This is a genomic window from Marinobacter metalliresistant, from assembly GCF_038098645.1.
Classification (GTDB): Bacteria; Pseudomonadota; Gammaproteobacteria; order Pseudomonadales; family Oleiphilaceae; genus Marinobacter; species Marinobacter metalliresistant.
In genome coordinates this window covers 1,416,739-1,442,498 of record NZ_CP101118.1, presented here as the reverse complement: position 1 = coordinate 1,442,498, position 25,760 = coordinate 1,416,739, and the positions used below count along the sequence as shown (strand labels likewise).

The 25,760-nt window shown below is 58.5% G+C and carries 25 protein-coding genes; 8 read left to right on the top strand and 17 right to left on the bottom strand.

Translation table 11 applies throughout. The features are described 5' to 3' along the window. Position 1: 1 nt before the first annotated feature. Both cysD and NLK58_RS06715 read right to left on the bottom strand, forming a co-directional pair. A complete protein-coding gene (gene cysD, locus NLK58_RS06720) occupies positions 2-910 on the bottom strand; it encodes a sulfate adenylyltransferase subunit CysD (RefSeq protein ID WP_117617791.1) in 909 nt (302 codons plus the stop codon). A 161-nt stretch (positions 911-1,071) separates the two neighbouring features. Continuing rightward, complete coding sequence (locus NLK58_RS06715) at positions 1,072-1,482, bottom strand: PilZ domain-containing protein (protein WP_117620302.1); 411 nt, start codon at positions 1,480-1,482, stop codon at positions 1,072-1,074. 327 nt (positions 1,483-1,809) lie between these two features. Between NLK58_RS06715 and rimO the strand changes: the two genes are divergently transcribed. Further along, positions 1,810-3,162 (top strand): 30S ribosomal protein S12 methylthiotransferase RimO, encoded by a 1,353-nt coding sequence (gene rimO / locus NLK58_RS06710; RefSeq protein ID WP_341582392.1) that lies wholly within the window; start codon positions 1,810-1,812, stop codon positions 3,160-3,162. Positions 3,163-3,439: 277 nt separating this feature from the next. On the opposite strand, the gene gatB is transcribed toward rimO, so the two are convergent. Genes gatB through gatC form a run of 3 tightly spaced genes read right to left on the bottom strand, consistent with a single transcriptional unit; the run spans position 3,440 to position 6,712 of the window. Beyond that, positions 3,440-4,891 (bottom strand): Asp-tRNA(Asn)/Glu-tRNA(Gln) amidotransferase subunit GatB, encoded by a 1,452-nt coding sequence (gene gatB / locus NLK58_RS06705; protein WP_341582391.1) that lies wholly within the window; start codon positions 4,889-4,891, stop codon positions 3,440-3,442. A 34-nt stretch (positions 4,892-4,925) separates the two neighbouring features. Continuing rightward, entirely contained in the window at positions 4,926-6,383 is a 1,458-nt protein-coding gene (gene gatA / locus NLK58_RS06700; RefSeq protein ID WP_341582390.1) for an Asp-tRNA(Asn)/Glu-tRNA(Gln) amidotransferase subunit GatA, read from the bottom strand. Positions 6,384-6,424: 41 nt separating this feature from the next. Beyond that, positions 6,425-6,712 carry an Asp-tRNA(Asn)/Glu-tRNA(Gln) amidotransferase subunit GatC gene (gene gatC / locus NLK58_RS06695; RefSeq protein ID WP_117617787.1) on the bottom strand — a complete coding sequence of 96 codons (288 nt, stop codon included), beginning with the start codon at positions 6,710-6,712 and terminating at the stop codon, positions 6,425-6,427. 372 nt (positions 6,713-7,084) lie between these two features. Between gatC and NLK58_RS06690 the strand changes: the two genes are divergently transcribed. From NLK58_RS06690 to NLK58_RS06660, 7 genes are all read left to right on the top strand, one after another. Beyond that, positions 7,085-8,125, top strand: a complete 1,041-nt coding sequence (locus NLK58_RS06690; protein WP_070973515.1) for a rod shape-determining protein — start codon at positions 7,085-7,087, stop codon at positions 8,123-8,125. A gap of 92 nt (positions 8,126-8,217) precedes the next feature. Continuing rightward, positions 8,218-9,051 carry a rod shape-determining protein MreC gene (mreC, locus tag NLK58_RS06685; protein ID WP_341582777.1) on the top strand — a complete coding sequence of 278 codons (834 nt, stop codon included), beginning with the start codon at positions 8,218-8,220 and terminating at the stop codon, positions 9,049-9,051. Continuing rightward, the gene (gene mreD, locus NLK58_RS06680; protein ID WP_117617785.1) at positions 9,051-9,527 is read left to right on the top strand and encodes a rod shape-determining protein MreD; all 477 of its coding nucleotides are present in this window, start codon (positions 9,051-9,053) and stop codon (positions 9,525-9,527) included. The genes mreC and mreD overlap by 1 nt, the downstream gene beginning before the upstream one ends. Positions 9,528-9,529: 2 nt before the next feature. Beyond that, positions 9,530-10,135, top strand: coding sequence for a nucleoside triphosphate pyrophosphatase (locus NLK58_RS06675; RefSeq protein ID WP_117617784.1), 606 nt, complete (start codon positions 9,530-9,532; stop codon positions 10,133-10,135). Beyond that, positions 10,132-11,613 (top strand): ribonuclease G, encoded by a 1,482-nt coding sequence (rng, locus tag NLK58_RS06670; protein ID WP_117617783.1) that lies wholly within the window; start codon positions 10,132-10,134, stop codon positions 11,611-11,613. Before NLK58_RS06675 ends, rng begins: the two co-directional genes overlap by 4 nt. A gap of 40 nt (positions 11,614-11,653) precedes the next feature. Further along, positions 11,654-15,406 (top strand): AsmA-like C-terminal region-containing protein, encoded by a 3,753-nt coding sequence (locus NLK58_RS06665; protein ID WP_341582389.1) that lies wholly within the window; start codon positions 11,654-11,656, stop codon positions 15,404-15,406. A 15-nt stretch (positions 15,407-15,421) separates the two neighbouring features. Continuing rightward, complete coding sequence (locus tag NLK58_RS06660) at positions 15,422-16,267, top strand: carbon-nitrogen hydrolase family protein (protein ID WP_341582388.1); 846 nt, start codon at positions 15,422-15,424, stop codon at positions 16,265-16,267. 53 nt (positions 16,268-16,320) lie between these two features. Here the strand turns inward: NLK58_RS06660 and yjgA are convergent, their stop codons facing one another. From yjgA to NLK58_RS06600, 12 genes are all read right to left on the bottom strand, one after another. Next, positions 16,321-16,848, bottom strand: a complete 528-nt coding sequence (gene yjgA / locus NLK58_RS06655) for a ribosome biogenesis factor YjgA (RefSeq protein WP_341582387.1) — start codon at positions 16,846-16,848, stop codon at positions 16,321-16,323. Positions 16,849-16,975: 127 nt separating this feature from the next. Then, the gene (mgtE, locus tag NLK58_RS06650) at positions 16,976-18,337 is read right to left on the bottom strand and encodes a magnesium transporter (RefSeq protein ID WP_341582386.1); all 1,362 of its coding nucleotides are present in this window, start codon (positions 18,335-18,337) and stop codon (positions 16,976-16,978) included. 144 nt (positions 18,338-18,481) lie between these two features. Further along, positions 18,482-18,751, bottom strand: coding sequence for an HPr family phosphocarrier protein (locus tag NLK58_RS06645; RefSeq protein ID WP_117617778.1), 270 nt, complete (start codon positions 18,749-18,751; stop codon positions 18,482-18,484). A gap of 7 nt (positions 18,752-18,758) precedes the next feature. Further along, positions 18,759-19,643, bottom strand: coding sequence for an RNase adapter RapZ (rapZ, locus tag NLK58_RS06640; RefSeq protein ID WP_117617777.1), 885 nt, complete (start codon positions 19,641-19,643; stop codon positions 18,759-18,761). Positions 19,644-19,670: 27 nt separating this feature from the next. Further along, positions 19,671-20,141: a PTS IIA-like nitrogen regulatory protein PtsN gene (gene ptsN, locus NLK58_RS06635; protein ID WP_117617776.1), complete on the bottom strand. Its 471-nt coding sequence runs from the start codon at positions 20,139-20,141 to the stop codon at positions 19,671-19,673. Positions 20,142-20,227: 86 nt separating this feature from the next. Then, complete coding sequence (gene hpf / locus NLK58_RS06630; RefSeq protein ID WP_117617775.1) at positions 20,228-20,536, bottom strand: ribosome hibernation promoting factor; 309 nt, start codon at positions 20,534-20,536, stop codon at positions 20,228-20,230. 101 nt (positions 20,537-20,637) lie between these two features. After that, positions 20,638-22,158, bottom strand: coding sequence for an RNA polymerase factor sigma-54 (locus NLK58_RS06625; RefSeq protein ID WP_117620301.1), 1,521 nt, complete (start codon positions 22,156-22,158; stop codon positions 20,638-20,640). Positions 22,159-22,370: 212 nt separating this feature from the next. Next, positions 22,371-23,096 (bottom strand): LPS export ABC transporter ATP-binding protein, encoded by a 726-nt coding sequence (lptB, locus tag NLK58_RS06620; protein WP_341582385.1) that lies wholly within the window; start codon positions 23,094-23,096, stop codon positions 22,371-22,373. Next, positions 23,074-23,640: a lipopolysaccharide transport periplasmic protein LptA gene (gene lptA / locus NLK58_RS06615; protein WP_341582384.1), complete on the bottom strand. Its 567-nt coding sequence runs from the start codon at positions 23,638-23,640 to the stop codon at positions 23,074-23,076. Before lptA ends, lptB begins: the two co-directional genes overlap by 23 nt. Further along, positions 23,624-24,217: an LPS export ABC transporter periplasmic protein LptC gene (gene lptC / locus NLK58_RS06610; RefSeq protein ID WP_341582383.1), complete on the bottom strand. Its 594-nt coding sequence runs from the start codon at positions 24,215-24,217 to the stop codon at positions 23,624-23,626. The genes lptA and lptC overlap by 17 nt, the downstream gene beginning before the upstream one ends. Continuing rightward, the gene (locus NLK58_RS06605) at positions 24,214-24,774 is read right to left on the bottom strand and encodes an HAD hydrolase family protein (RefSeq protein ID WP_341582382.1); all 561 of its coding nucleotides are present in this window, start codon (positions 24,772-24,774) and stop codon (positions 24,214-24,216) included. The genes lptC and NLK58_RS06605 overlap by 4 nt, the downstream gene beginning before the upstream one ends. A gap of 1 nt (position 24,775) precedes the next feature. Then, the gene (locus NLK58_RS06600; RefSeq protein WP_341582381.1) at positions 24,776-25,756 is read right to left on the bottom strand and encodes a KpsF/GutQ family sugar-phosphate isomerase; all 981 of its coding nucleotides are present in this window, start codon (positions 25,754-25,756) and stop codon (positions 24,776-24,778) included. Positions 25,757-25,760 lie beyond the last annotated feature (4 nt).

Sequence of the window (25,760 nt, the reverse complement as noted above, 5' to 3'; positions counted from 1 at the left end):
CTTAGAAGTACCCTTCCCGCTTTTTCTGTTCCATGGAGCCGGCTGAATCATGGTCGATAACGCGACCCTGACGCTCGGAACTGGTGGCCAGCAGCATTTCCTGGATGATCTCCGGCAACGTGGTGGCTTCGGATTCAATGGCGCCGGTTAACGGGTAGCAGCCGAGGGTGCGGAAGCGGATGGATTTCATCATCGGCTTCTCGCCCTCTTTCAGCGGCATTCGGTCATCGTCCACCATGATCAGGGTGCCGTCGCGCTCAACCACCGGGCGCACCGCGGAGTAGTAAAGGGGAACGATCTCGATATTTTCCAGGTAGATGTACTGCCAGATATCCAGCTCGGTCCAGTTGGACAGCGGGAATACCCGAATGCTTTCGCCCTTGTTGATCTTGCCGTTGTAGATGTTCCAGAGTTCAGGACGTTGGTTCTTGGGGTCCCAGCGGTGGTATTCGTCGCGGAAGGAATAGACACGCTCCTTGGCACGGGATTTTTCTTCGTCCCGGCGGGCGCCGCCGAACGCCGCATCAAACTTGTACTTGTCCAGGGCTTGCTTGAGGGCCTGGGTTTTCATTACGTCGGTGTGCTTGGCACTGCCGTGAGTGAATGGGCCAATGCCCTGTTTGATGCCGTCCTCGTTCTTGTGAACGATCAGGTCCAGACCGTATTCCTTCACCTTGCGGTCCCGGAAGTCGATCATATCCCGGAATTTCCAAGTGGTGTCCACGTGCATGAGAGGGAAGGGCGGTTTACCCGGATAAAAGGCCTTGCGGGCCAGGTGCAGCATTACCGCGGAGTCCTTGCCGATGGAATACAGCATCACCGGGTTGTCGAACTCGGCTGCGACTTCCCGGATGATGTGGATGCTTTCCGCTTCCAGCTGTTTCAGATGCGTGAGGTTGTATGTGGTCATGGTAATCCGTTGCCGCCGTGCGGGCCGTTGTGGCTATGCGAATTGATAGCGCAACTATACCAGAGCCAGCAAGGGCATAAGAAGACGGTCAACTAGACATTGGCGCTATAACAATATAGCAGGTGGCGGGCGCAGGGCTTTCGAAAAACGGGTGTTTGGGCTCAGGCTGGATTGCAGGAGTCGGCCAGTAGTTTGGCAACGTAGCGGTCGACATAGTCGAAGCCGTTGCCCTCGAACTCGGCGAACTGGATGCCCAGCTGGAATTCATCTCTGGCAATCCGGCGCATATGAACGATATTGCCGTCTGCAACGATGGAGACCGGTTGCGTGGCAACGACGGGCACCGAGAACCGGGCTTTGACGGCAACCCAGTTGCCGGGAGCAGGCGCCTTTTGCTCTGGAATCAACTGCTTCACCGTTGCCTGATTGCAGGAAATCATCACGCCGGTGCGTGAAAGATTGGAGATCGAACAGGTAAGGCAGCAGCCGTTCGGTTTTTCAAGGGTGATGTCGGTGGCTACGTCCACCCGTTGCTGGTTGCGCAGATTCAGTTTGGCGGCGACAGGTTTCATGTTGACTCTTCTGGCGTGTCTGGTTTCGAATGAGGCTGCCTTTCCCATAAATCCCTTCCAGAAAAACACTTAAACTCATGATAAGCGCATGAAAGTGTAGTTGTTTACTTTGTGATCAGCAAGAAGCCTGACGCTTATTGTGGCAGTTTTATTAAACCTTTCTGAACGAAGCGTCACAAAAATTGACGCCTGTCAGTATTAGCCACCGGAAATGCCGGCCGGTCTTATGTTACAGGTTTTGCTGCAGGCGGCACCGTGGCTGGTGTAAAATGCCGGCCTTCATTCATGTGTGGGCTTTCACTGAGCTCCGGGAATTCCAAGCTTTTTATGACAGACAACACCCAGAACCCCGCTACAGAAACCGGTAATGGCAAGGTCGGCTTTATCAGCCTTGGCTGCCCCAAGGCCCTCGTGGACTCAGAGCGTATCCTCACCCAACTCCGGCTCGATGGGTATAACGTAGCCTCCACCTATGACGACGCCGATATCGTGGTGGTGAATACCTGTGGCTTTATTGATGCTGCCAAGCAGGAATCCCTGGATGCTATTGGCGAGGCCATCAGTGAAAACGGGAAAGTCATCGTCACCGGCTGCATGGGTGTCGAAGCCGACAAGATCCGCGAGACCCACCCCGGCGTTCTGGCGGTTTCCGGTCCTCATGCCTATGAAGAAGTGGTCGGTGCGGTTCACCAGTTCGTGCCCCAGAAAAAGCAACACGATCCGTTCACCGATCTGGTCCCGCCCCAGGGCATCAAACTGACCCCGAGGCATTATGCCTATCTGAAAATTTCCGAGGGCTGCAACCACCGCTGCACCTTCTGCATCATCCCCTCCATGCGCGGCGATCTGGTCAGCCGGCCCATCGGCGATGTGATGGACGAAGCCCAGCGCCTGGTGGATGCCGGCGTCAAGGAACTGCTGGTGATTTCCCAGGACACTTCTGCGTATGGTGTCGATACCAAATACCGCACCGGCTTCTGGCAGGGCCGCCCGCTGAAAACCAAGATGCAGTCGCTGTGCGAGGCCCTGGGTGAAATGGGCGTGTGGGTGCGTTTGCACTATGTGTATCCCTATCCCCATGTGGACGACATCATCCCGCTGATGGCCGAAGGCAAGATCCTGCCGTACCTGGATATCCCGTTCCAGCACGCCAGCCCGAAAGTCCTCAGGGCCATGAAACGCCCGGCCCACGACAGCAAAACCCTGGAGCGCATCCGCAGGTGGCGGGACATCTGCCCGGAACTGACCATCCGCTCAACGTTTATCGTCGGCTTCCCCGGCGAAACCGAGGAAGATTTCCAGTACCTGCTGGACTGGCTCGACGAAGCCCAGCTGGACCGCGTGGGCGCGTTCAAATACAGCCCGGTGGAAGGCGCCAAGGCCAACGAACTGGAAGGTGCGGTGCCTGAGGAAGTGAAAGAAGCGCGCCTGGCCCGCTTCATGGAAAAACAGGCTAAGATTTCCGCCGCCCGCCTGCAGGCCAGGATCGGCCAGACCATCGACGTTCTGATCGACGAAGTGGACGAAGAAGGCGCCATTGGCCGTTCCAAAGCCGATGCGCCGGAGATTGACGGGATGGTCTACCTAAACGATGAGACGGATCTTGTGCCCGGTGAGATTGTTCAGGCCGTGGTTGAGCATGCCGATGAGTATGATCTTTGGGCCCGGCTTATTAGGTAGCCTTCTAAAACTGGAGTTAACGCACGGGTGGGGGCGGCTTTCCAAAACACGCTCCTTGCGGCACATCCATGTGACGCTTGGGCTCCGCCATCCATGGCTCCGCACAGTTTTGGAAAGCCGCCCCCACCCGCGCTGGCCGAACAGCCAGTTACCGGCAAAAGCAGCGTGTAAGTGTTTTATCTGGGTTTATCTCTGAGCTGGGCAGCCTCCTGCCGAGGCCTCCCCCACATCTACCAGGCTGGGGCCGCAATCAAAACCACGACCCAAAGCCCAAGGCTTACCCCCCAAGCTTGCGAACCAGAATCTCGTTAAACAGCTTGGGATTTCCCTGACCCTTGGAGGCCTTCATTAGAGGCCCCATAAACCCGCCAAGCATCTTCTTCTGTTTCTTGGGATCGGATTCCTGCTGATACTGGGCCACCTGATCCGGCATCCCGGCCAGCACCTCGTCTACCATGGCTTCCAGCGCACCGGTGTCAGACACCTGCTTCAGGCCCTTGGCGTCGATGATCGCGTCCACGTTGTCGTTTTCGCCAGACCACAGCGCTTCAAACACCTTCTTTGCGCCAGCAGAGGAAACCGTGTTATCGGCAATCCGCACCACCAGGTCACCCAACTGGGCGCCGGTGATGGGGGAGTCGGCAACGGTCTTCTCCTCGGCATTCAGGCGGGCGGAAAATTCGCCCTGGATCCAGTTGGCGACCAGCTTGGCGTCTTTGCCGTGGCTGGCGGCTTCCTCGAAGAACGTGGCCAGTTTGGAGTCGCCGCTGAGCAGGCCGGCGTCGTAGTCGTTCAGGCCGTACTGGTCCTTGAACCGTGCCTTCCGTGCATCCGGCAGTTCCGGGAGGCGGTTGCGGGCTTCGCTAATGAACGAGTCATCAATTTCCACCGGCAGCAGGTCCGGGCAGGGGAAGTAGCGGTAGTCGTTGGCTTCTTCCTTGGTGCGCATGGAGCGGGATTCGTCCCGGTCGCCATTGTACAGGCGGGTTTCCTGCACAATTCTGCCGCCGTCTTCCAGGATGTCCATCTGTCGTTCCACTTCGTGGGCAATGGCCTGTTCCATGAAGCGGAATGAGTTCAGGTTCTTGGTTTCGGTGCGGGTGCCGAGGGTGTCCGAGCCTTTTGGCTTCAGGGAGATGTTCACGTCGAAGCGCATGGAGCCCTGGGACATGTCGCCATCGCAGATACCCAGCGAGGTTACAATGCCGTGCAGTTTTTTGGCGAACGCCACGGCTTCCTCGGCATTATTCATATCCGGTTCGGTGACCACTTCGATCAGTGGGGTCCCGGCCCGGTTGAGGTCCACGCCAGTCATGCCATGAAAATCCTCATGGAGGGATTTGCCGGCGTCTTCTTCCAGGTGAGCGTGGTGAATGCGCACGCGCCGGGTCTCACCGTTGGCCAGATCAATGTCCACGTAGCCGGGGCCGACGATCGGACGCTCCAGCTGGGTGGTCTGGTAGCCCTTCGGCAGGTCCGGGTAGAAATAGTTCTTCCGTTCGAACACCGAGCGGCGTTCAATCTCGGCGTTCACCGCCAGGCCAAACATCACCGCGTAGCGGAAGGCCTGCTCGTTGGGCACGGGCAGGGTGCCGGGCATGGCCAGGTCAACGGCGTTGGCCTGGGTGTTGGGCTCGGCGCCGTAAGCGGTGCTGGAGCCGGAAAAGATCTTGGTTCGGGTGGCGAGCTGAACGTGAATTTCCAGCCCGATCACAATGTCCCACTGCATAGTTGCTCTCTCCTGTATGGGGCCTGTCCCGGGCTTATTGCGGTTCACGCTGGTGCCAGTCGGTCACCTGCTGGAATTGATGGGCGGCGTTCAGCAAACGCGCCTCGGAGAAATAATCCCCGATGATCTGCAGGCCCACCGGCAGACCATCGACGAAACCCGCCGGCACCGACATGGCTGGAATGCCCGCCAGGTTGATGGCGATGGTGAACACGTCTTCCAGGTACATAGTGACCGGGTCGCTGGTTTTCTCGCCCTGGATGAACGCCGGGGAGGGCGTGGTCGGGCTCATCAGCACATCCACTTCCCTGAAGGCATTGATGAAATCCTGCTGGATCAGCCGGCGCACCTTCTGGGCCTTCAGGTAGTAGGCATCGAAATACCCGGCGGACAGCGCGTAGGTGCCCACCAGGATCCGGCGTTTTACCTCGGTGCCAAAGCCTTCAGCACGGGTGCGGGTATACAGATCCATCAGATCCTTCGGATCTTCGCAGCGGTAGCCGTAACGCACCCCGTCAAAACGGGACAGGTTGGCGGAGGCTTCCGCCGGCGCAATCACGTAATAGGCCGCTATCGCCAGTTTGGCGTTGGGCAGGGACACCTCTTTCACTGTCGCGCCCAGATTCTCGTATTCCTTTACCGCATTGCGAACCTGTTGCTCCATCGCCGGGCTGAGCTGATCACTGAAGTACTCTTTCGGCAAACCGATCTTCAGACCTTTTAACGGCTCGTTCAGCGTGGCGGTGTAATCCGGAACTTCACGATCAATCGAGGTAGAGTCCTTCGGATCGAACCCCGCCATCACATTCAGCATCAGCGCGTTATCCTCTGCGCTGCGGGCAATCGTACCGCCCTGGTCGAGGCTGGAGGCAAAAGCAATCATCCCGTACCGGGACACCCGCCCGTACGTCGGCTTCAGCCCGGTCACGCCGCAAAGCGCCGCCGGCTGACGAATCGAGCCGCCGGTGTCCGTTGCGGTAGCCGCCGGCACCAGCCGCGCCGCCACCGCCGCCGCGGAGCCCCCGGAAGAACCGCCTGGCACCCGCTTTTCACCCTGGCCCAAACGCCAGGGGTTGGTGGTCGCGCCAAAATAGCTGGACTCGGTGGACGACCCCATGGCGAACTCATCCATGTTGGTCTTGCCCAGGCACACGGCCCCGGCCTGGCGGAAATTCGCGGTGACCGTTGCATCGTAGGGCGGAACAAAATTCTCCAGCATTTTCGAACCACAGGTGGTACGAACGCCGTTGGTACAGAAAATATCCTTGTGGGCAAACGGCACCCCTGTCCAGGGCGTCGCATTCCCAGTCGCCCGCTGCTCATCCGCCGCCCGGGCATCGGCCAGCGCCTGCTCCCCGGTGACGGTAATAAAACTGTTGTACTTGCCATCTTCCTGCTTGATGCGGTCGAGAAACTGCTGGGTCAGCTCAACGCTGGAAACCTGGCCGCTCTCCAGTTCCCGGGAAAGCTCTGCTACGGATTTGTTATGCATGATGAATCCTGAAATCGCTGTTCGTCAGATCACTCAATGGCTCACTCAATGACTCTGGGAACCAGATAAAGCCCGTTCTCGGTGGCCGGCGCAATCGCCTGGAACGCCTCCCGCTGATTGGTCTCGGTCACCTCATCGGCCCGCAGGCGCTGGACCGCATTCAGCGGATGGGCCATGGGTTCAACCGAGTCGGTATCGGCCGCAGCCAACTGATCCACCAGATCCAGGATATTGCCCAGATCCTTCTCCAGAGCCGAAACCTGCTCCTCGTCCACGCGAATGCGGGCGAGCACAGCGACTTTCTCGATGTCCTTGCGGGAAATGGTCACGCATTGCCTCCCAGGTAAATGAAATGTCGTTAATAAATCTTAAGAAGTTGAGGGCGGTTCTGAAGTTCGGGGTCGGTCGGAGATCTCCTTTCAAAACTGTTGAGGGCCATGGACGGCCCGAAACAAGCGCACATGGATGTGCTCGTAGCGTGTTTTGAAAGGAGATCTCCGAGCGGCCCTTCACCCAAGCCAAAAAATTAAAGCGACATGGTAACAGATTCGAACAATCGCGGGAGGCCCCAGCCCATAAGGTAAATGTGTGAACCGTAAGGCGTGAGGCCCGTTCGCGCCTTGCCTGCCGGGGTGCTCACTGCTAAAGTTGCCGCATCTTTTCTCTGCGACTGCAACTCTCAGGTTGAAACTACACGAATGTTGATAAAAAGACTCCGAGGCTTATTCTCAAGCGACCTGTCCATCGACCTGGGCACCGCCAACACCCTTATTTACGTCCGTGAGCGCGGAATCGTTCTGAACGAGCCATCCGTTGTGGCCATCCGCACCAGTGGTTCCCAGAAAATGGTCGCCGCCGTCGGTGCGGAAGCCAAACGCATGCTGGGCCGTACCCCCGGCAACATCACCGCCATCCGCCCCATGAAGGACGGCGTGATTGCAGATTTTGTCGTCACCGAAAAAATGCTCCAGCATTTTATCCACAAGGTGCATGAAAACAGCTTCATTACCCCGAGTCCGCGGGTACTGGTCTGCGTACCCAGCAAATCCACCCAGGTAGAGCGCAAGGCCATCCGTGAATCCGCCCTCGGCGCCGGCGCCCGCGAAGTGTTCCTGATTGAAGAGCCCATGGCCGCGGCCATTGGCGCCGGGCTTCCGGTGGAAGAAGCCAGCGGCTCCATGATTGTGGACATCGGCGGTGGCACCACCGAGATCGCCATCATCTCTCTGAACGGCATTGTCTATGCCGAGTCTGTCCGGGTAGGCGGCGACAAGTTCGATGAGGCCATCGTGACCTACGTGCGCCGCAACTACGGCAGCCTGATCGGCGATTCCACCGCCGAGCGCATCAAGCATGAAATCGGCTGCGCCTACGAAGGTCTCGAAATCCGCGAAATCGACGTGCGTGGTCGCAACCTTGCAGAAGGCGTGCCCAGGGCCTTCACCCTGAACAGCGAGGAAATCCTCGACGCCCTGCAGGAATCCCTGGCCCAGATCGTCCAGACCGTTAAGAGCGCCCTTGAGCAGTCGCCGCCCGAACTGGCCTCCGACATCGCCGAGCGCGGTATCGTTCTGACCGGCGGCGGCGCACTGCTTCGCGGGCTGGACAAGCTGATCAGCGAGGAAACCGGCCTGCCGGTAATCATCGCTGAAGACCCGCTGACCTGCGTCGCCCGGGGTGGCGGCAAGGCACTGGAAGTGATTGACCGGGGTGGCATCGGAATGTTCTCCCAGGAGGGATAATCCCGTGGGGAGGGCTCGCCATTAAAACCATTTTTGTCCAGGGGCCTGTTCCTGGCTTCAGACTCCTCATTGTTCTTCTCGTATCGGCAGCCCTGGTGGTTGCCGATGCGCGTTTCGACAAGGTCTCAACCGTGCGCAGCACCATTGCCACAGGTCTGGCTCCTGTGTACTGGCTCGGCAATGCACCCTATGAATTCACCGATTGGGTGGCAGGGCTGTTTGAAAACAAGAAAGACCTGCAGCAGGAAAACGAAGACCTCCGGGCCCGCTTGCTGATCCTGGAACGGCGCGCCCTGAAATACGCGGCCCTTGCCTCTGAAAACAACGAACTGCGCCGCCTGATGAACTCCTCCGAGGTGCTGGACGACCGCGTCATCGTGGGCGAAGTGGTGGGTGTCTCTCCGGACCCATTCTCCCATGAAGTCATTATCAACAAGGGTCGGCGCGATGGCCTCGTGCCAGGCCAGGCCATTCTGGATGCTCACGGATTGATGGGGCAGGTGGTGCAGAGCAGTCAGTTAACGTCTCGAGTACTTCTGGTGTCTGACAGCAGCCACGCCGTTCCGGTGGAAGTGGTCCGCAACGGATTGCGGGCTATCCTGCTGGGCACCGGCGATAGCGATACCCTTGATCTGGTCCATGTGCCAGACACCGCAGACATCCGGGAAGGCGATCTTCTGGTAAGTTCCGGTCTCGGTGGCCGGTTCCCCCGGGGCTACCCGGTGGCAGAAGTAAGCCGCATTACCAAGGAACCGGGTGAGCCGTTCATCTCCATAGAGGCAACGCCGAAAGCGCAACTAAACCAGAGCCGTCTGGTGCTGGTGGTGTTTCCACCGGACGGACCGTTATCGACCGAAGGTGAGGCCGTTGAAGGCGAGCCCGCCGCTAACGCTGAGGCAGACGCCGTGCAGGGAGGGCAGGACTGATGCTGTCGGTAATCAGCTATCCGGTTTTCGTACTGTCTGTGATTGTCGCCCTGGTTTTCAGTATTTCCCTGTTCCCCGTTGGCTGGTTCGAGTTCCGTCCTGAGTGGCTGGGGCTGGTCGTTTTCTACTGGACGTTCCGGGCACCGGCCCAGTTCGGCATTCTGCTGGCCTGGTGTCTCGGGCTGCTGCTGGACGTCCTTGAGGCGACCCCCCTCGGTGTGAACGCCATGGCCATGGCTCTGACTGCCTTCCTGGTGCTTACCATCCACCAGCGTCTTCGCATGTATCCGATTCCCCAGCAGTGCCTGATGGTGTTCCTGTTGCTCGGGATCAACCAGATGCTGGTGCATTTCCTGAAGCAGCTGCTTGGTGGCGAGACTGCCGGATTCAGTTATCTCTGGCCGGCTCTGACCAGCGCCCTGGTATGGCCGGTATTCTCCATTCTGCTGGACAACATTAACCGCAAACTGGGTTAGCCATGTCGCCAATCATTCTTGCCTCGGCTTCGCCACGCCGGGCAGAGCTGTTGCAGCAAATCGGCCTGAGTTTTTCTGTTCGTCCGGCGGATATCGATGAAACGCCGGAGCCTCGCGAAACGCCGGAACACTATGTGGAGCGGCTGGCCAGGGAGAAGGCGCTGTTGGTGGCACAATCATCTCCGGAATGCCTGGTACTGGGCTCGGATACGTCCGTGGTTCTTGATCGTGTCATCCTCGGTAAACCCTCCGGCGCCGGCGAGGCCAGGGCGACCCTGGCCCGGCTCTCCGGTGCTACCCATCAGGTGATGACCGCTGTGGCACTGGCTTGTGGTGGCGTATGCCATTCCCGGCTTGTGGTAACCGAAGTCCGGTTCAGGGCATTGTCTGCAAACGAAATCGACGCCTATGTTGCCAGCGGTGAACCAATGGACAAGGCCGGGAGTTATGGAATTCAGGGGCTTGGTGGTATTTTTGTCAATGAACTTCGGGGTAGCTACAGTGCCGTGGTTGGATTGCCGCTGCAGGAAACAGCAGCATTACTGGCAGATGCCGGTTACCCGGTCTGGAAAAACTGGCCGCGCAGTCTGGAGAGCCAAACATCATGAGTGAAGAGATCCTGATCAACGTCACGCCCGTGGAAACCCGCGTGGCGCTGGTTGAGAACGGCATGCTGCAGGAAGCCTATATTGAGCGCACCAGCAGAAAAGGGATTGTCGGGAACATTTACAAGGGCAAGGTGGTGCGGGTGTTGCCGGGTATGGAAGCGGCGTTCGTCGATATTGGTCTGGAACGGGCGGCGTTTATTCATGCCTCCGATGTGGTTCCGAGCCAGTCCAATGGCGATGATCCGGCCGATACCCCGAAAACCGTTCCGGACATTCGCAGCCTGCTTCGTGAGGGCCAGTCGCTGGTCGTTCAGGTCACCAAAGACCCGATTGGCACCAAGGGCGCGCGGCTGACAACCCAGCTCTCCATCCCGTCCCGATACCTGGTGTTCATGCCCGGTGTCAGTCATGTGGGTATTTCCCAGAGGATCGAGGACGATAACGAGCGGGCACGCCTCAAAACGCTGATCGGGGAAGCCGCTGCAGAGGACCCGGACGTCCGGGGTGGCTACATCATCCGGACCGCTGCCGAGGCGGCATCACCGGAAGACCTGATTGGCGACATGACCTATCTGCACCGGTTGAGTCAGTCCATCCATGAGCGGATTTCCCGCGTTCAGGCACCGGCGGTAGTCTACCAGGATCTGCCCCTGTTCATTCGTACCATCCGGGATCTGATCCGGCCCCAGACCGAGAAAGTCCGCATCGACAGCCGTGAGAGCCACCAACGGGTGATGGAGTTTGTGGATGAGTTCGTGTCGGAGTTTTCCGACAAGGTTGAGTATTATCCGGGAGAACGGCCCATATTCGATCTCTACTCGGTGGAAGACGAGATCCAGAAAGCCCTGAGCCGCAAGGTCCAGCTCAAGTCCGGCGGGTACGTGATCATCGATCAGACCGAGGCCATGACCACCATTGATATCAATACCGGCGCGTTTGTGGGCCACAGGAATCTGGAAGAAACCATCTTCAAAACCAATCTCGAGGCCGCCCGCGCCATCAGCCGCCAGCTGCGTTTGCGAAATCTCGGTGGCATCATCATTATTGATTTTATCGACATGGAAGATCCCGAACACCAGCGTCAGGTGCACCGCATGCTGGAAAAAATGCTGGAGCGGGATCACGCCAAAACCAAGATTACCGGCGTATCGGAACTGGGTCTGGTAGAGATGACCCGCAAGCGCACCACGGAGAGTCTCGGCCAGGTGCTGTGCGAGCCCTGCCCGATCTGTGACGGCCGCGGATTCCTCAAAACCACCGAGACCGTGTGCTACGAAATCTTCCGGGAGATTCTCCGGGTCAACCGCGCCTACGATGCCGAGAGTTACCTGGTCATGGCATCACAGAGTGTGGTCGACCGCCTGCTGGATGAAGAATCGGACAACGTGGCCGATCTGGAGACTTTTATCAGCAAAACCATTCGTTTCCAGGTAGAGCCGTTTTATAGCCAGGAGCAGTACGATGTCGTTTTGCTCTGACCCCGGGGCAATCTGCCGGGTTGTGGAGTAAGGTGCCCGGATGTCCTCCACCGATCACCAGCCGCCGCTTCCGGAGAACCTGCCAGAGAGCCCTCCGGTTCGGCTGGTAGCACGCCTTGCCAGCCTGATCTGGTGGTTGCTGTTGGTCGTGCTGGTGCTATTTGCCCTCTATGCCGGCCTGGGGCGCCAGCTGACCCGGAATGTTGACAGCTTTCGTGACGATCTGGCTAGCGAACTTTCTGACCGACTGGGGCACAACGTCAGTATTGGCAGTCTTTCCTCCCGCTGGTACTGGCTTGATCCTTCCTTTTCCGCCCGTGATATCCGGATCAGTAATACTGAAACCGGTGTTGTTGTGGCGAACCTGCAGTACCTCAATATCCGGTTTGATGCCCTGGCCTCCCTGCTGCGATTGAAAATTGTCTTTGAGGACTTTGAGGCAGACGGCCTGGAACTGACAGTTAACCAGGAGCAGGGCGGCGATGTGGTTGTCCGGGGTGCCGAGATCCCGGAACCGGTCAGTCGCCAGATCCACGAGTGGCTGGAGCTTGCAGGCAACTGGCTGTCTGATCCCTATGTAAAGATCACCCGGGTAGATCTTGGTATCCGGGACAGTCAGGGCAATCGTCGCCATCTTTATATTCCCCAGCTGGATCTGGACTATCGCCGCGGACTGTTCCATGCCTCCGGCCGGGCCATGCAATCGGGCACTACCCAGCAACTCGCCAGCTTCGCCCTGGTGGGGCAGCACTTCTTCCGGGGAGATTTCACGGGCCAGCTCTATCTCGATGTGGACTCCGGCCGGCTGTTTGACGGCCTGATCGACGAATACCAGTGGCAAACACTTCGGGTGGAAGGGTTTGATCTCGGGGGTGAGGCCTGGCTGACGTTCCGGAACGGTCTGCTGCAGCAGGTGACGGGCAGGGTCCGGACGCCGTACCTGCAACTGGGTGTGGGGCATGAGTCACTTGCGCCTCTGGAAGACATTCGCGCGCGATTTGGCTGGCGTCGTCGCCATAGCGTTATGACCGATGAGAAACTGAGCGGGTCCGACTCCTTCGCCCTGGGGGAATGGCATATCAAACAGCTCCAGTGGACCTGGAGTGGTGACGTGGTTTCCCCGTTCAATCTGCGCCTGGCGCCTTCGGAAGGCGGTATGTCGGTGATCGCCGATGCGCTGCCGCTTGCGCCCACCCGCCGCCTTGCCGCGAGACTTCCGATCCTGCCGGAATGGGCGCTGAGGGCTCTGCGCAATTATCGCCCTGGCGGATTCCTTGACCAGCTTGAAGTGTACCTGCCTGACCAGTCTCCAGAGAAATTCGAGCTTTCGGGCCAGCTCCGGGATGCCAGTGCCCGGGCCTACGGCGGGGCACCCGGGGTCACGTCCGTTAACGGTTCTATCTTTCTGGACAGACATAACGGCTATGTTCAGGTTGCAGCCGGGGAGACACCCGTAAGCCTCGAGTTTCCTGAATTGTATGGCAGCGCCTGGTCATTCCCGGTGTTTGAGGGCCAGGTCGCCTGGCAACTGGATGGCCCCATCACCCGGGTATTCTCCGATAGTGTCCGTATGGTCTACAACGAGAGCACGGAAATCGAGGGCGCGTTTGACCTGAAGCTGGACCGCGAGGGCGAGGACAACCTTGGTCTCAGGGTGTCGCTGAAAAACGGCACCGCCGAAATGCTGGCCAATTTTGTTCCGGTCAAAGCGGTCGGCCACGGATTGTACGACTGGCTGACAACCGCCATCCTCGAAGCGGATATCACCTCCGGAACCTACTACGGTCATGGCCAGATAGGCTCTGATGCTCCGCAGGGCTCCTTCGTTTCCTCTATGGTTTACCAGTTCGATCAGGCCACCGTTCGCTATGACGAAAACTGGCCGGAGGTTCGCTCTGCCCGGGGCCTGGTGGAGGTTCACAACGGCAACACGCTGGTCAGGCTCGAAGCTGGTGAGACCGGGGGGCTGAACCTGAATCCGAGTTCAGTCAGGGTCATTCCCGGGGAAAATGCCCGGGTCAGGGTGGATACGTCGGCAAGGGTACCCGGAGAGTCGGTGGGTTACTGGATGGACAACAGCCCACTGGGGGAAATGGCCGGAAGCGAAGCCCGCAAATTGCAGTACGGTGGCCAGTACCAGCTCGCCCTCGGTATTGATCTGCCGCTTGGTTCGGGGCAACCCCCCGTGGTTGAGGCCAACATTGCTGTTGATGACGGTTCGGTTGCTTACCCCGCCGCCAGTCTGGCCTGGGAGGGTGTCCGGGGCGAACTGACCTACCACAGCGAAGACGGGTTTTCCGGCGGCCCACTGGCGGCGAAATTCTTCGGTGAACCGGTCACCATAGAGTTCAGTCGCGCCCGGTCAGGGGACGCTCTCAGTATTCGCCAATCCGGAGAACTTCCGGTGCCGGGTGTTTTTGCCCGCGCGGGGCTTTCGGCGAACGCCGGTTTCGGCCTCCAGGGAAGGGTGTCCTACATCGCCGAACTGGATGTGGGGGCGGATTCGACTTCCGGCATCCGGGTGCGCTCCAGCCTCGAAGACCTGGCCGTCGACTGGCCGGAGCCGTTGTCAAAGCCCGCTGGCGACGTGGCGCCCCTCAGAGCGGTCATTAAACCCTCGGCTGCTGGAGGCCTGGGCGTCACCGGAGAATGGGAAAACCGGCTGGCATTCGATCTGTTGTGGAAGGATACCGGATTTGACCTTCGCCTGGACCATCTCTATCTCGGGAACCAGGTGCTGACCGATATTGACATCAATGCCCTGGATCTCGGCGACCGCTGGGTTGTCACAACCACCTCAAAGCGCGCGAAGGGGCAGGTGCTGATCCCGGACAATGGCGATACGATAATGGTGGATTTTGAGGTACTGCAGCTAATGCGCGGTGAAGGAGTTGCGAAGGAGTCCGCGGATTTGCTCACCCTGAAGAAACAGCTCGAAGCGTTCCGGGCCCTGGATATGGGCAACTGGCCAGACATTGACGTAACTATCGCCGATCTCCAACTGAACACTGATTCATTGGGTGGCTGGGCCTTCCGGCTTCGTCCCGAGCCCTACCGGCTCAACGTCAATGACATAGAGGGGCGGTTAAACTCCCTGACGCTGACGGGTAACATGACCTGGAGCATCGTTGGCGAGCAGGAGACAAGCCGGTTTTGGGGATCCATTACCGGTGGTGCTCTGGCAGACCTGAATAACCTGTTCGACACCGACATGCCGGTTACCAACGAGGCCACCAACATTCAACTGGATTTGGACTGGCCCGGTCGTCCGGATGAATTCTCGATAGCGGAGCTCAATGGCTCGGTCAGTCTGAGACTGGATAAGGGCGTGATTCTTGAGCGTAACAATAGCGCCCAGTTGTTCCGCGTTTTCAATCTTCTGAACTCGGACACGCTGTGGCGGCGGCTCAAGCTCGATTTTTCCGATCTGTACGAGCGAGGCGTGGCATTCGATGCAATTTCTGGCAAGGCTCAGATCATCAACGGCTTGCTGACGATGGATCCCGAACTTCAGGTGGTGGGCCCCTCCGGTGCCTTCAAACTCAGTGGAACCACCAATATGGCCAGTGAGCAGCTAAATATGCGGTTGGTGGTTGTGTTGCCCCTGACCCAGAATCTGCCCCTGGCGGCACTGCTGATGGGAGCCGGTGCACCCATTGGTGGTGCCCTGTTTGTGCTGGACAAGATTCTGGGCGATCCTCTGAGCAAGCTCACCAGTGCAACCTACAGTGTTACAGGCACATGGGATGAGCCGAAAGTGAATTTGCAGCGGGTATTCGACACCGGTCAATAAGAACAGGAGACTGTTATGAGCAAGCATGTTTCCAGTCAGGTCGCGGCCATTCAGATGGTAAGCAGCCATGATATCCGGGCCAACCTGGCCGAAGCGGAGCGACTGCTGGCGGAGGCCGCAGGACAGGGGGCCGGGGTTGCGGTGCTGCCGGAAAATTTTGCGGTCTTGGCAACCAGCCAGATGGTTGATTGTGGCCGCAAGGAAGCCGGCCCTGAACCGGTGATACGGGCCTTTCTGGCGGAACAGGCCCGAAAGCTCGGGATCTGGATTGTTGGCGGCTCGATGCCGCTGGCGCAACGCCCGGATGGTTCAGATATCGAGGCCCGGGTCCGTGCAACCTGCCTGGTGTTTGATGACCAGGGAACGGAGGTTGCCCGTTATGACAAGATCCACCTGTTCGATGCCATGGTTGAAGACGCCCATGGCCAGTATCGTGAGTCCGACACCTTTGAGCCGGGGGAGCAGGTCGTTACCGTGGACACGCCGGCGGGAAGGCTGGGCCTCGCCATCTGCTACGATCTGCGCTTCCCGGAGCTGTTCAGGGCACTGAGGGAGCAGGAGGCCGACTGGATATGCCTGCCGAGTGCATTCACCTGGCAAACCGGCGATGCCCACTGGCACCCATTGATCAGGGCACGGGCCATCGAAAACCAGGTCTGGGTGGTGGCCGCCGGGCAGGGTGGTCAGAACAGTGAACGGCGCCAGACCTACGGCCACAGCCTGATCTGCGATCCATGGGGCCGGGTAGTGACTGAAATGGGCGAGGGTCCGGGTGTGGTCGCCGCGGAGCTCGACCCGGAGCAGATTACCAACCTCCGTACCCGAATGCCGGTATGGGAGCACCGGCGCCTTAAAGGCTGAAAATGGGGTCAGATGAAAATGGGGTCAGATGAACTTTTCATCTGACCCCATTTTCACACAGCTTCAGCGTCGTCGATGCACTCCCGAAGATAACGGAACAGTTTCCTGGCCTGCCCGGTGTTTTTCTGTTTTTCGACATCCTTTCGGGCATTCCGGGCCAGGTTGCGCAGGTGTTGCATGTCCGCCCCCGGGCAGTAGCTGAAGAACTCCCCCACCACCGAATCGCCCCCGGCAATCATCCGGTCGCGCCAGCGTTCGGCCAGGTGGTGTCTGCGGGTGTGTTCCTCACTGCCGGCGTCAAAGGCGTCAATGGCTTTTTTCAGGGCTTCGGGGTCGTCTTCCTGGCGGATGATCTTGCCGATGTACTGGAGGTGCCGTCGCTTGGCCTCATTCTGGCGAATGCGTCGGGATTCCTCGATGGCAGCCCTCAGGCTATCGCTGATCGGCAGGGTTTCCAGCTTATCGTTGGTCAGGTCGAGCATCCGCTTGCCCAGGTCCTGCAGCGCATGCATTTCCCGTTTGAGCTGGGACTTGCTGGGGCCGTCGTATTCCGGCGCGTCGTTGTCGTGGTTGTCTTTCATAAATCCAGTAGCCATAAAGTCGGGGTCAGATGAAAGCTTTCATCTGACCCCATGTTCGCCTATCAGGCGTAGAAAATCGTAAAGTCGGGGTCAGATGAAAGCTTTCATCTGACCCCATGTTCTCCTATCAGGCGTAGAAAATGGTCGCCAGGCCAAGAAAGGCCATGAATCCAACCACATCCGTCACGGTTGTCAGTATCACGCTACCAGCCAGGGCCGGATCGATGTTGCGGGACTTGAGAAACAGCGGCAGCACCGTGCCCACCAGTGCCGCTGCAACAAGATTGATCACCAGGGCGGCAGCAATGATAGCTCCAATCAGCACCTCCTGGAACCAGAGCATGGCAGCACCTGCGACCACCGCCGCCCAGAGCAGCCCGTTAATTATGCCGGAGAGAAACTCCCGGTTCAGCAGCCAGCCAACGTTGGCGCCGCTGATCTGCCCGACGGCCATGCCCCGGATGACCAGGGTCAGGGTCTGGCTGCCGGCAATGCCGCCCATGCTGGCAACGATCGGCATCAGTACCGCAAGCGCCACCACCTTGGCGATGGTGTCCTCAAACAGACCGATCACTGCGGATGCCGTAAGCGCGGTAATCAGGTTAATCCCGAGCCATACCGCCCGGCGGCGCGTGGTTTTCCAGACCGGAGCAAAGGTATCTTCGTCTTCATCCAGGCCGGCCATGCTCATTAGCGAGTGATCCGCATCCTCACGGATAACGTCAACCACGTCATCGATGGTGATCCGGCCCAGCAACCGGCCCTCGTCGTTCACCACCGGCGCCGAGATCAGATCATAGCGCTCGAACAGTGTCGCGACCTTGGTGTCGGAGAGGCTGACGGGAATTGGCTCGATGTCGGTGTCCATGACTTCCCGCACGGTCGCGGCAGGGTTGGACACCAGCATCTTGGTGATCGGCAGCATGCCGATGAATTCATCGCGCCGGCTGACCACAATCAGGCTATCGGTCATTGGTGGCAAGGTACGGTGCCGGCGAAGGTAACGAAGAACAACGTCAATGCTGATGTCCGGGCGCACCGTGATGGTGTCCGTGTTCATCAGGCCGCCAGCGGTGTCCTCCGGGTAGGAAAGGACCTCTTCCACACGTTGGCGGTCCTGTTCGTCCATGGTGTCCAGAACTTCCTGGATCACCGTGTCCGGCAGTTGCTGCAGCAAGTCGGCCAGATCGTCCGACTCGAAATCCTCGATAATGTCCGCCAGTTCCTGGGCGTTCAGCTGGCTCAGGAAATAACCGCGAATATCGTCGCTCAGGTACTGGAGGACTTCCCCTTCCAGCTGCTTGTCGACCAGGTTCCACAACAGGGCACGCTGCCGGGGCGGCGAAGATTCCAGCAGGTGAGCAATGTCGCTGGGACTCAGGCCACCGTTCAGGATGCGTGCAACCTGCTTCAGTGCGCCGCTGTCCAGGGCTTCACTCAGGGAGCGAAGGCGCTGGCGGGCCTGGCTTTTTTCCAGAATATCGGTCATGAATCACCCAGCATCAGAAAACGCCTTTATTATAGCGGAGTTAGCCGTTATCGGTGAGTGCGAGTTGCAGGAGATCAAACCGGGGTCAGATGAAAACGGGGTCAGATGAACTTTCATCTGACCCCGTTTTCATCTGACCCCGTTTTAACCGCCCTCGCCAAAATAATCGTTGATGAGTTCGACCAGCGCATCAATGGCCTGCTCCTCGTCGGGTCCTTCAGCAATGAGCTCAACATCCGTACCTTTGCTGGCGGCCAGCATCATCACCTGCATGATGTTTTTGGCGTCCACATCCCGGCCCTTGCCAGCAATTCTCACGCTGCTGTCGAATTCGGAGGCTGTGGCAACCAGCTTGGCGGTGGCACGTGCGTGCAACCCCAGTTTGTTGATAATGGTAATCGGGCGGCGAATCATGGGCTGATCAGATCTCTTCCCGTGTCTGCAAATGTGGCAGCTCGGTGTGGCGCACCTGGACATTGTTGTAGCGCTGCCGGAAGTACTCGCCCAGCTGCTCGCACACATACACAGAGCGGTGCTGGCCTCCGGTACAGCCGATGGAGATGGTCATGTAGCTGCGGTTGCTGTCCGCGAAGGAGGGTAACCAGGTGTCCAGGAAAGCCTTGAGATCATCGATCATCTTTCGGCTCGCCGGTTCCTTTTCAAGAAATTCGATCACCGGCTGATCGGTGCCCACATACTTCCGAAGGCTGGTATCCCAGTAAGGGTTAGGCAGACATCGAACGTCGAAGACATAGTCCGAATCCAGCGGTACACCGTGCTTGAAGCCAAACGACTGGAACAGCAGGGCCAGTTCCTGCTCCTTCCTGCCGACAACCCGCTGCTTCACCATATCCCGGAGTTCGTACATGGACATGCCGGTGGTGTTCACATACAGGTCGGAGAGCTTGGACAGCGGTTCAAGAAGCTTCTTTTCACTGGTGATGGCTTCCCGCAGCGAGGTCTTGTCATCGCTCAGGGGGTGCTTTCGGCGAGTCGCATGAAAACGCTGCAGCAGGGACTGTTCGTCGGCATCCAGGAAGATGATCTCAACGGTCACCCCTGTTTCCTGGAGGCGGCGGTAGATCTCTTCGAAGTTGGCCAGTTCTCCGGAAAGGTTACGGGCGTCAATGCTCACGGCCATCTTGCCGAGGCGGCCCGGTTTTGTCTGGCTGGCGGCTTCCCGGGTAAGGGGGAAAAGCAGGCCGATCGGGAGGTTGTCTATGCAATAGAAGCCCAGGTCTTCCAGAACATGAAGTGCGGTACTCTTGCCCGATCCGGACCTGCCACTGACGATAATCAGCTTCATGACCACGTACCTCCACTGCAATGAATGTCATCCGCTTGAGGCGGTCATGCGCTCGTACAGGGTGCTGGCGTCCTCGCATTGCCGCAGGCGATCACAGAACGACCGCTCATTGAATTTTTCCGCCAGCTGGCTGAGCAGTTCCAGGTGTTCGCTGGTGGCCTCCTTGGGCACGACCAGGGCGAAGATCAGATCTACCGGCTGATTGTCGATGGCGTCAAACTCGACGCTTTCTTCCAGCGTCATCAGTACGCCCACCACATGATCCAGGCCTTCCAGGCGGCAGTGTGGGATGGCAATTCCCTGGCCAATACCGGTGCTACCCAGACGCTCCCGTGAGATCAGGTTATTGAATATCTGGGTTTCGCTGAGCGTATTGTCCTGGAGGTTTATCTGCTCGGCAATAAACTCCAGAGCCCGCTTCTTGCTGGATGCCGACACCCGACAGAGGGTGAGCTCCGGTGCAAGTATGTTGTCTATGGTCAGGGATGTGTCGCTCATGGATCGACTGCATTTCCGTTAAAAAAAGGCTGCGACACGTCAGCCGTGTCGCAGCTCGATTGGATGACTTGCATGAAAACAGCCAGTTAGCGAGAGCCGTTTCCGTGCATCCGGTCTACATTCTTTTCCTTGTGTTTGAGAATCTGGCGGTCAAGCTTGTCGATCAGGACATCGATGGCTGCGTACATATCCTCATTTTCTGCCTTTGCGTGAATCTCACCACCAACCACGTGCAGCGTGGCTTCCGCAATCTGGCGCACCTTCTCCACTTCCAGGGTTACCTGGCAGTTGCTGATGTGGTCAAAGTGACGCTCGAGCTTCTGGAACTTCTCTGAAACATAATCCTTCAGTGCGGGAGTCAGTTCTACGTGATGGCCTGAAATATTGAGTTGCATAGGCGTCTCCTGTTGTCATCGTTCCGGCTCCCGGGAGCCGGTCTGGGTGCTGGCGCATTGTGCGCCGGCGAATAGTACGTTGCGCCCGGACCCCGGGGTGTTCAGACCAGCCGCTTGCGTTCGTTCGAAGGCGGAATGTGCATGGCCTCCCGGTACTTGGCAACGGTGCGTCGCGCAACCTTGATTCCCTGTTCTCCTAGCATGGCTGCAATTTTACTGTCGCTCAATGGCTTTTTGGGCGTTTCCGCGGCAATCAGCTTTTTGATCATCGCGCGGATCGCCGTGGAAGAACATTCACCGCCTTCGTCAGTGCTGACATGGCTGGAGAAGAAATATTTCAGCTCGAAAATTCCCCGGGGGGTGTGCATGTATTTCTGGGTGGTGACCCGGGAAATCGTGGACTCATGCATCTCAACCGCCTGGGCGATATCAGAGAGGATCAGCGGTTTCATGGCTTCTTCACCCTGATCCAGGAATCCTTGCTGGTGCTCGACAATACGGGTCGCCACTTTCAGCAGGGTTTCATTGCGGCTCTGCAGGCTCTTGATAAACCATTTCGCCTCCTGCAACTGATCCCGCAGGTAAGTGTTGTCGGCACTGCTGTCCGCACGCCTTATAAGAGAAGCATAGCTGGCATTGACGCGGATGCGCGGGGCAATTTCCGGATTCAGTTCAACGCGCCAGCGGCCGTTGTGCTTGCGAACGATCACATCCGGAATTACGTAGTCAGGTTCGGTGCGGTCAATCACGTCACCGGGGCGGGGATTCAGACCGGTAATCAGGGCCAGTACATCCCGCAGCTGGTCTTCTTTCAGGCGGCTGCGGCGTAGCAGTTGGGCATAGTCGCGGTTGCCGAGCAGATTGATGTAATGGGTGATGACCAGGCGAGCCTGGGCCAGCCAGGGCGTTTCCGGCGGCAGCTGGTTGAGCTGGATCAGCAGGCATTCCTGCAGGTCCCGGGCGAACACGCCGGGAGGATCAAAATGCTGCAGCCGGTGAAGGACCGCCTCGACTTCATCCAGCTCAAGGGGGTCTTCTTCGTTTTCATCCAGCAACCCGGCATGAATCTCTTCCAGCGGACTGGTCAGATAACCGCGTTCATCCACTGCGTCCATCAAAGCGTGGGCAATGGCCTGGTCCCGTTCGCTCATCGGGGTCAGGTTCAGTTGCCATTCCAGGTGATCCTGAAGCGTGTCAGTGGGGGAGTTGCGGGTCTCGAAATCGTGATCGTTTTCGTCATCGTTACGGGCGGCCGATGCCGGTGCGGACTGGTAGATATCGTCCCAGGCGGTGTCGACCGGGAGATCGTCCGGGATATTATCCGGGATTTCGTTTTCCGAGGACCAGTCCGGACCGTTTTCGGTTTCATCCCAGTCGGGTGAAGGTTCGGGAACTGTCTCAGCGGCGGACTCGGTGGCATTGGCCTCCCGTTCGTCATTCCCGGTGTCGGTCTCCGGCTGATCCTCATCCTCGGACGTCTCCAGCATGGGGTTGGATTCCAGGGCCTGCTGGACTTCCTGCTGAAGGTCGAGAGTGGAAAGCTGTAGAAGCCGGATCGCCTGTTGCAGCTGGGGTGTCATGGTCAGGCTCTGACCCAGCTTTAACTGTAAGGAGGCTTTCATTACCATGGTTCAGGATCCGTCACTCATCAGCGCTTGGTGTCGTAGGTAGTGAAAAATTCTTTATATGTCGGTTACTTGCCTTGGCTCTGTATTACCCTAGCAAGTTCTTTGCCGAGTTTACTTGCTACAGATCATCAAAACAATCCGGGGGTCAGATGAAATTGGGGTCAGATGAACTTTTCATCTGACCCCAATTTCATCTGACCCCAATTTCACAGTCGGAACTCATTGCCCAGATACACTTCCTTCACCTGCTGGTTGGCCAGAATGGCCTCGGCATTACCGGAGGCGATGATGTGGCCACCGGAAACGATGTAGGCATTCTCACAGATGTCCAGGGTCTCACGCACGTTGTGGTCGGTAATCAACACACCAATGCCCTTGTCCCGAAGATGCCGGATGATGTGTTTGATATCGCTCACGGAAATGGGGTCGACACCGGCGAACGGCTCATCCAGGAGGATAAAGGCCGGCTCCATCGCCAGGGCCCTGGCAATTTCCACACGCCGGCGCTCGCCGCCGGACAGGGCCATGCCCATGCTGTCACGAATGTGGGTAATGTGGAATTCTTCGAGCAATTCTTCCACCTTCTTTTCCCGCTCCGCCTTACCCAGACCCTTGCGGGTTTCCAGAATGGCCATGATGTTGTCGCGCACCGACAGTTTGCGGAATACCGAGGCTTCCTGGGGCAGGTAACCGATGCCCTGACGCGCCCGGCCGTGCATGGGCAGATGAGTGATGTCGCGGCTGTCGATGGTGATCCGGCCGCGGTCGGCGGGAACCAGCCCCACAATCATGTAAAAGCAGGTGGTTTTACCGGCGCCATTGGGGCCCAGCAGACCAACAATTTCCCCGCTGCGGATTTCCAGGGAAACGTCGATCACCACTTTTTTCTGTTTATAACTCTTTGCCAGATTACTGGCTCTCAGAACTGCCATCGGATTCCTGTCTGTCAGTACGTCTGTCAGTGCTGCGTGGCTGAATCACCATTTCTACCCGGCCGGATCCTTCACCGGTATCGGCGCCGCCTTGGGCAGTTACGACCCGGCGGACGGTATCATAATGGATGACATCGCCCCGGAACAGGTTGCCATTCTGTTCGATGACCGCTTGCCGTTCAAAGATCAGACGCTGGTCAGTGGCCGACCAGGTAATATTCAGCGCCCTGGCGTCGGTTTCACCTTCGCCCTCACGGGTTGGCTGGCGGTAACGGGCCGGGCTTCCGAAGGCTTCAATCCGGTTCAGGCCGTTTTCGTCGCGGTACAGAACCACACGCTCCGCGCTCAGATGGGTCTCGCCCTGTTCCAGCTCTACATCGCCGGTGTAGGTGGCGATACCCTGGCCGTCGTCGAGGCGGGCGTTGTCTGCGGTTACCTTGATGGGAATGTCAGAATCAAGCTCGAAAGCTGCTGCCGGCCCCGCCATGGCGATGGTCAGCAGGGCAGCCATCAGGCCCCGGTATCGGTTAGTTTCCGGTTTCATAGAGTCCTTCCACCTGAGAGTTCAGTTCCAGAATCCGCTCGCCGATCCACGCTTTCATACCTGTGGCACGGGTGGTTCCTGTCACGTCGCGTATTTCTACGGGTGCATCTGTGTATGCCATGCCCCGGTCGTTGTCCAGGGTCAGGGTTGGCGTTGTCAGGGTGGTGTCCCGACCACCCACATTTCGGAGTACCCGGACATTGCCGGTCAGGTAAAGCAGGTTTTCATTTTGCAGGAGGCTGCCATTCTCGGCTTCCACAATCCAGGGCAGAGTGTCGGCATCGCCGGTGCCGCTGTAGAGTTTGGCCCTCGGCGATTCCATGGTGGCCAGGTTGCCCTCCTCGAACTGCTCTATCCGCGGGCTGGTAAAACTGACCTTGGGGTTGCCGGCTTCATCGAACGCGGTGTACTTGCCATTGACCACGAATCCGTCGGGTTCGGTATCGCCTCTCAGATCGGCGGCCTGCCTGTCGATAGCCGGAGGCTCATCACTTCGCCATAGCAAAAACACCGCCGCGACAATGGTACCCGCCAGTGCCAGCGTTTGCAGCCGGGGCCGGTCCGGGAGCCAGTTCACGTGCCAGCCTCCTGATCAGGCCCCAGGTAGGGGGCCAGCGCTGCGTCCAGCTTTCCGTGGGCGCTAAGCAGCAGGTCGCAAGCCTCCCTCACGGCGCCGTTTCCTCCCTGGGCCCTGGTACAGTAATCCGCATGCTGCCGGACCAGCCAGTATCCGTTGGGCACTGTGATTCCAAGGCCTGCAAACGTCAGGGCTGGCAAGTCTGGCAGATCGTCGCCCATGTAGGCGATCGCTTCCGGGCGGATGTTCATGGTGCTCACCAGTTCCTGCAGGGCTGCTTTCTTGTCCTCTCGTCCCTGCACCAGGTGCGGGATACCGAGGTCCCGCATGCGTTTTTCTGTCAGTGGTGACTTACGCCCGGTGATGACAGCGACAGTTATACCCGCAGCTATCAACTGTTTCAGGCCCAGGCCGTCGAGAATGTTGAACGCCTTGAGCTCATCGCCGGTGGCGCTGAAGTAGAGCTTGCCATCGCTCATGATGCCATCGACATCCAGGGCAATCAGTCGGATTAACGCCGCTTTCGCCAGCAGGGACTCGGGCCATTGGTTCTGCATGTCAGATAACCCCGGCCCGCAGCAAATCGTGCATGTTAATGGCGCCGGTCAGGGCACCGTTCTCATCGGTAACCGGCAGGGCGTTGATCTTCATTTCTTCCATCACGTTCAATGCCTCTGCCGCGAGATGATCGGCCTGGATGGTTTTTCCATGCCGGGTCATTACTTCATGAATGGGCGTATTGTGGATGTCTACTGAGCGGTCCAGGGTGCGGCGAAGGTCGCCGTCCGTAAATATTCCTGTGAGCGCACCCTGGTCATCAACGACCGTGGTCATGCCAAGGCCCTTGCGGGAGATTTCCAGCAGCGCACCGCTGAGGGGCGTGCTCTCGCTGACCACCGGAATACGATCACCGGTATGCATGATGTCAGAGACCCGCAGCAATAGCCGCCGCCCCAGGCTTCCGCCCGGATGGGAAAAGGCAAAATCTTCGGCGCTGAAACCTCTGGCCTCAAGCAGGGCGACCGCCAGAGCATCACCCATCACCAGGGTTGCGGTGGTGGACGACGTTGGTGCCAGGCCCAGGGGGCAGGCCTCTACCTGCACGCTGACATCCAGATTGGCTATGGCTTCCCGGGCCAGGGTGGAATTCGCATTGCCGGTCATGCTGATCAGGGGCGCGCCCATCCGTTTGATCAGTGGCAGAATGGTGACCACCTCGCTGGTGTTGCCGCTGTTGGAAATGGCGATAACTACGTCCTGGGGAGTAATCATACCCATGTCGCCGTGGCTTGCCTCGCCTGGATGAACGAAGAACGAAGGCGTGCCGGTGCTGGCCAGGGTTGCGGCGATCTTGTTCCCGATGTGGCCGGACTTGCCCATGCCGGTAACCACCACGCGGCCCGTGCACTTCATAATAACTTCACAGGCCCGGGTAAAATGATCGTCGATACGGCTCTCAAGAGCGTTGATGGCGTCTCGCTCGATGCGGATGGCACGCAGGGCGGGCGTTCGGAAATCGGTCGGAGTCTGTTCGTTCATCGGG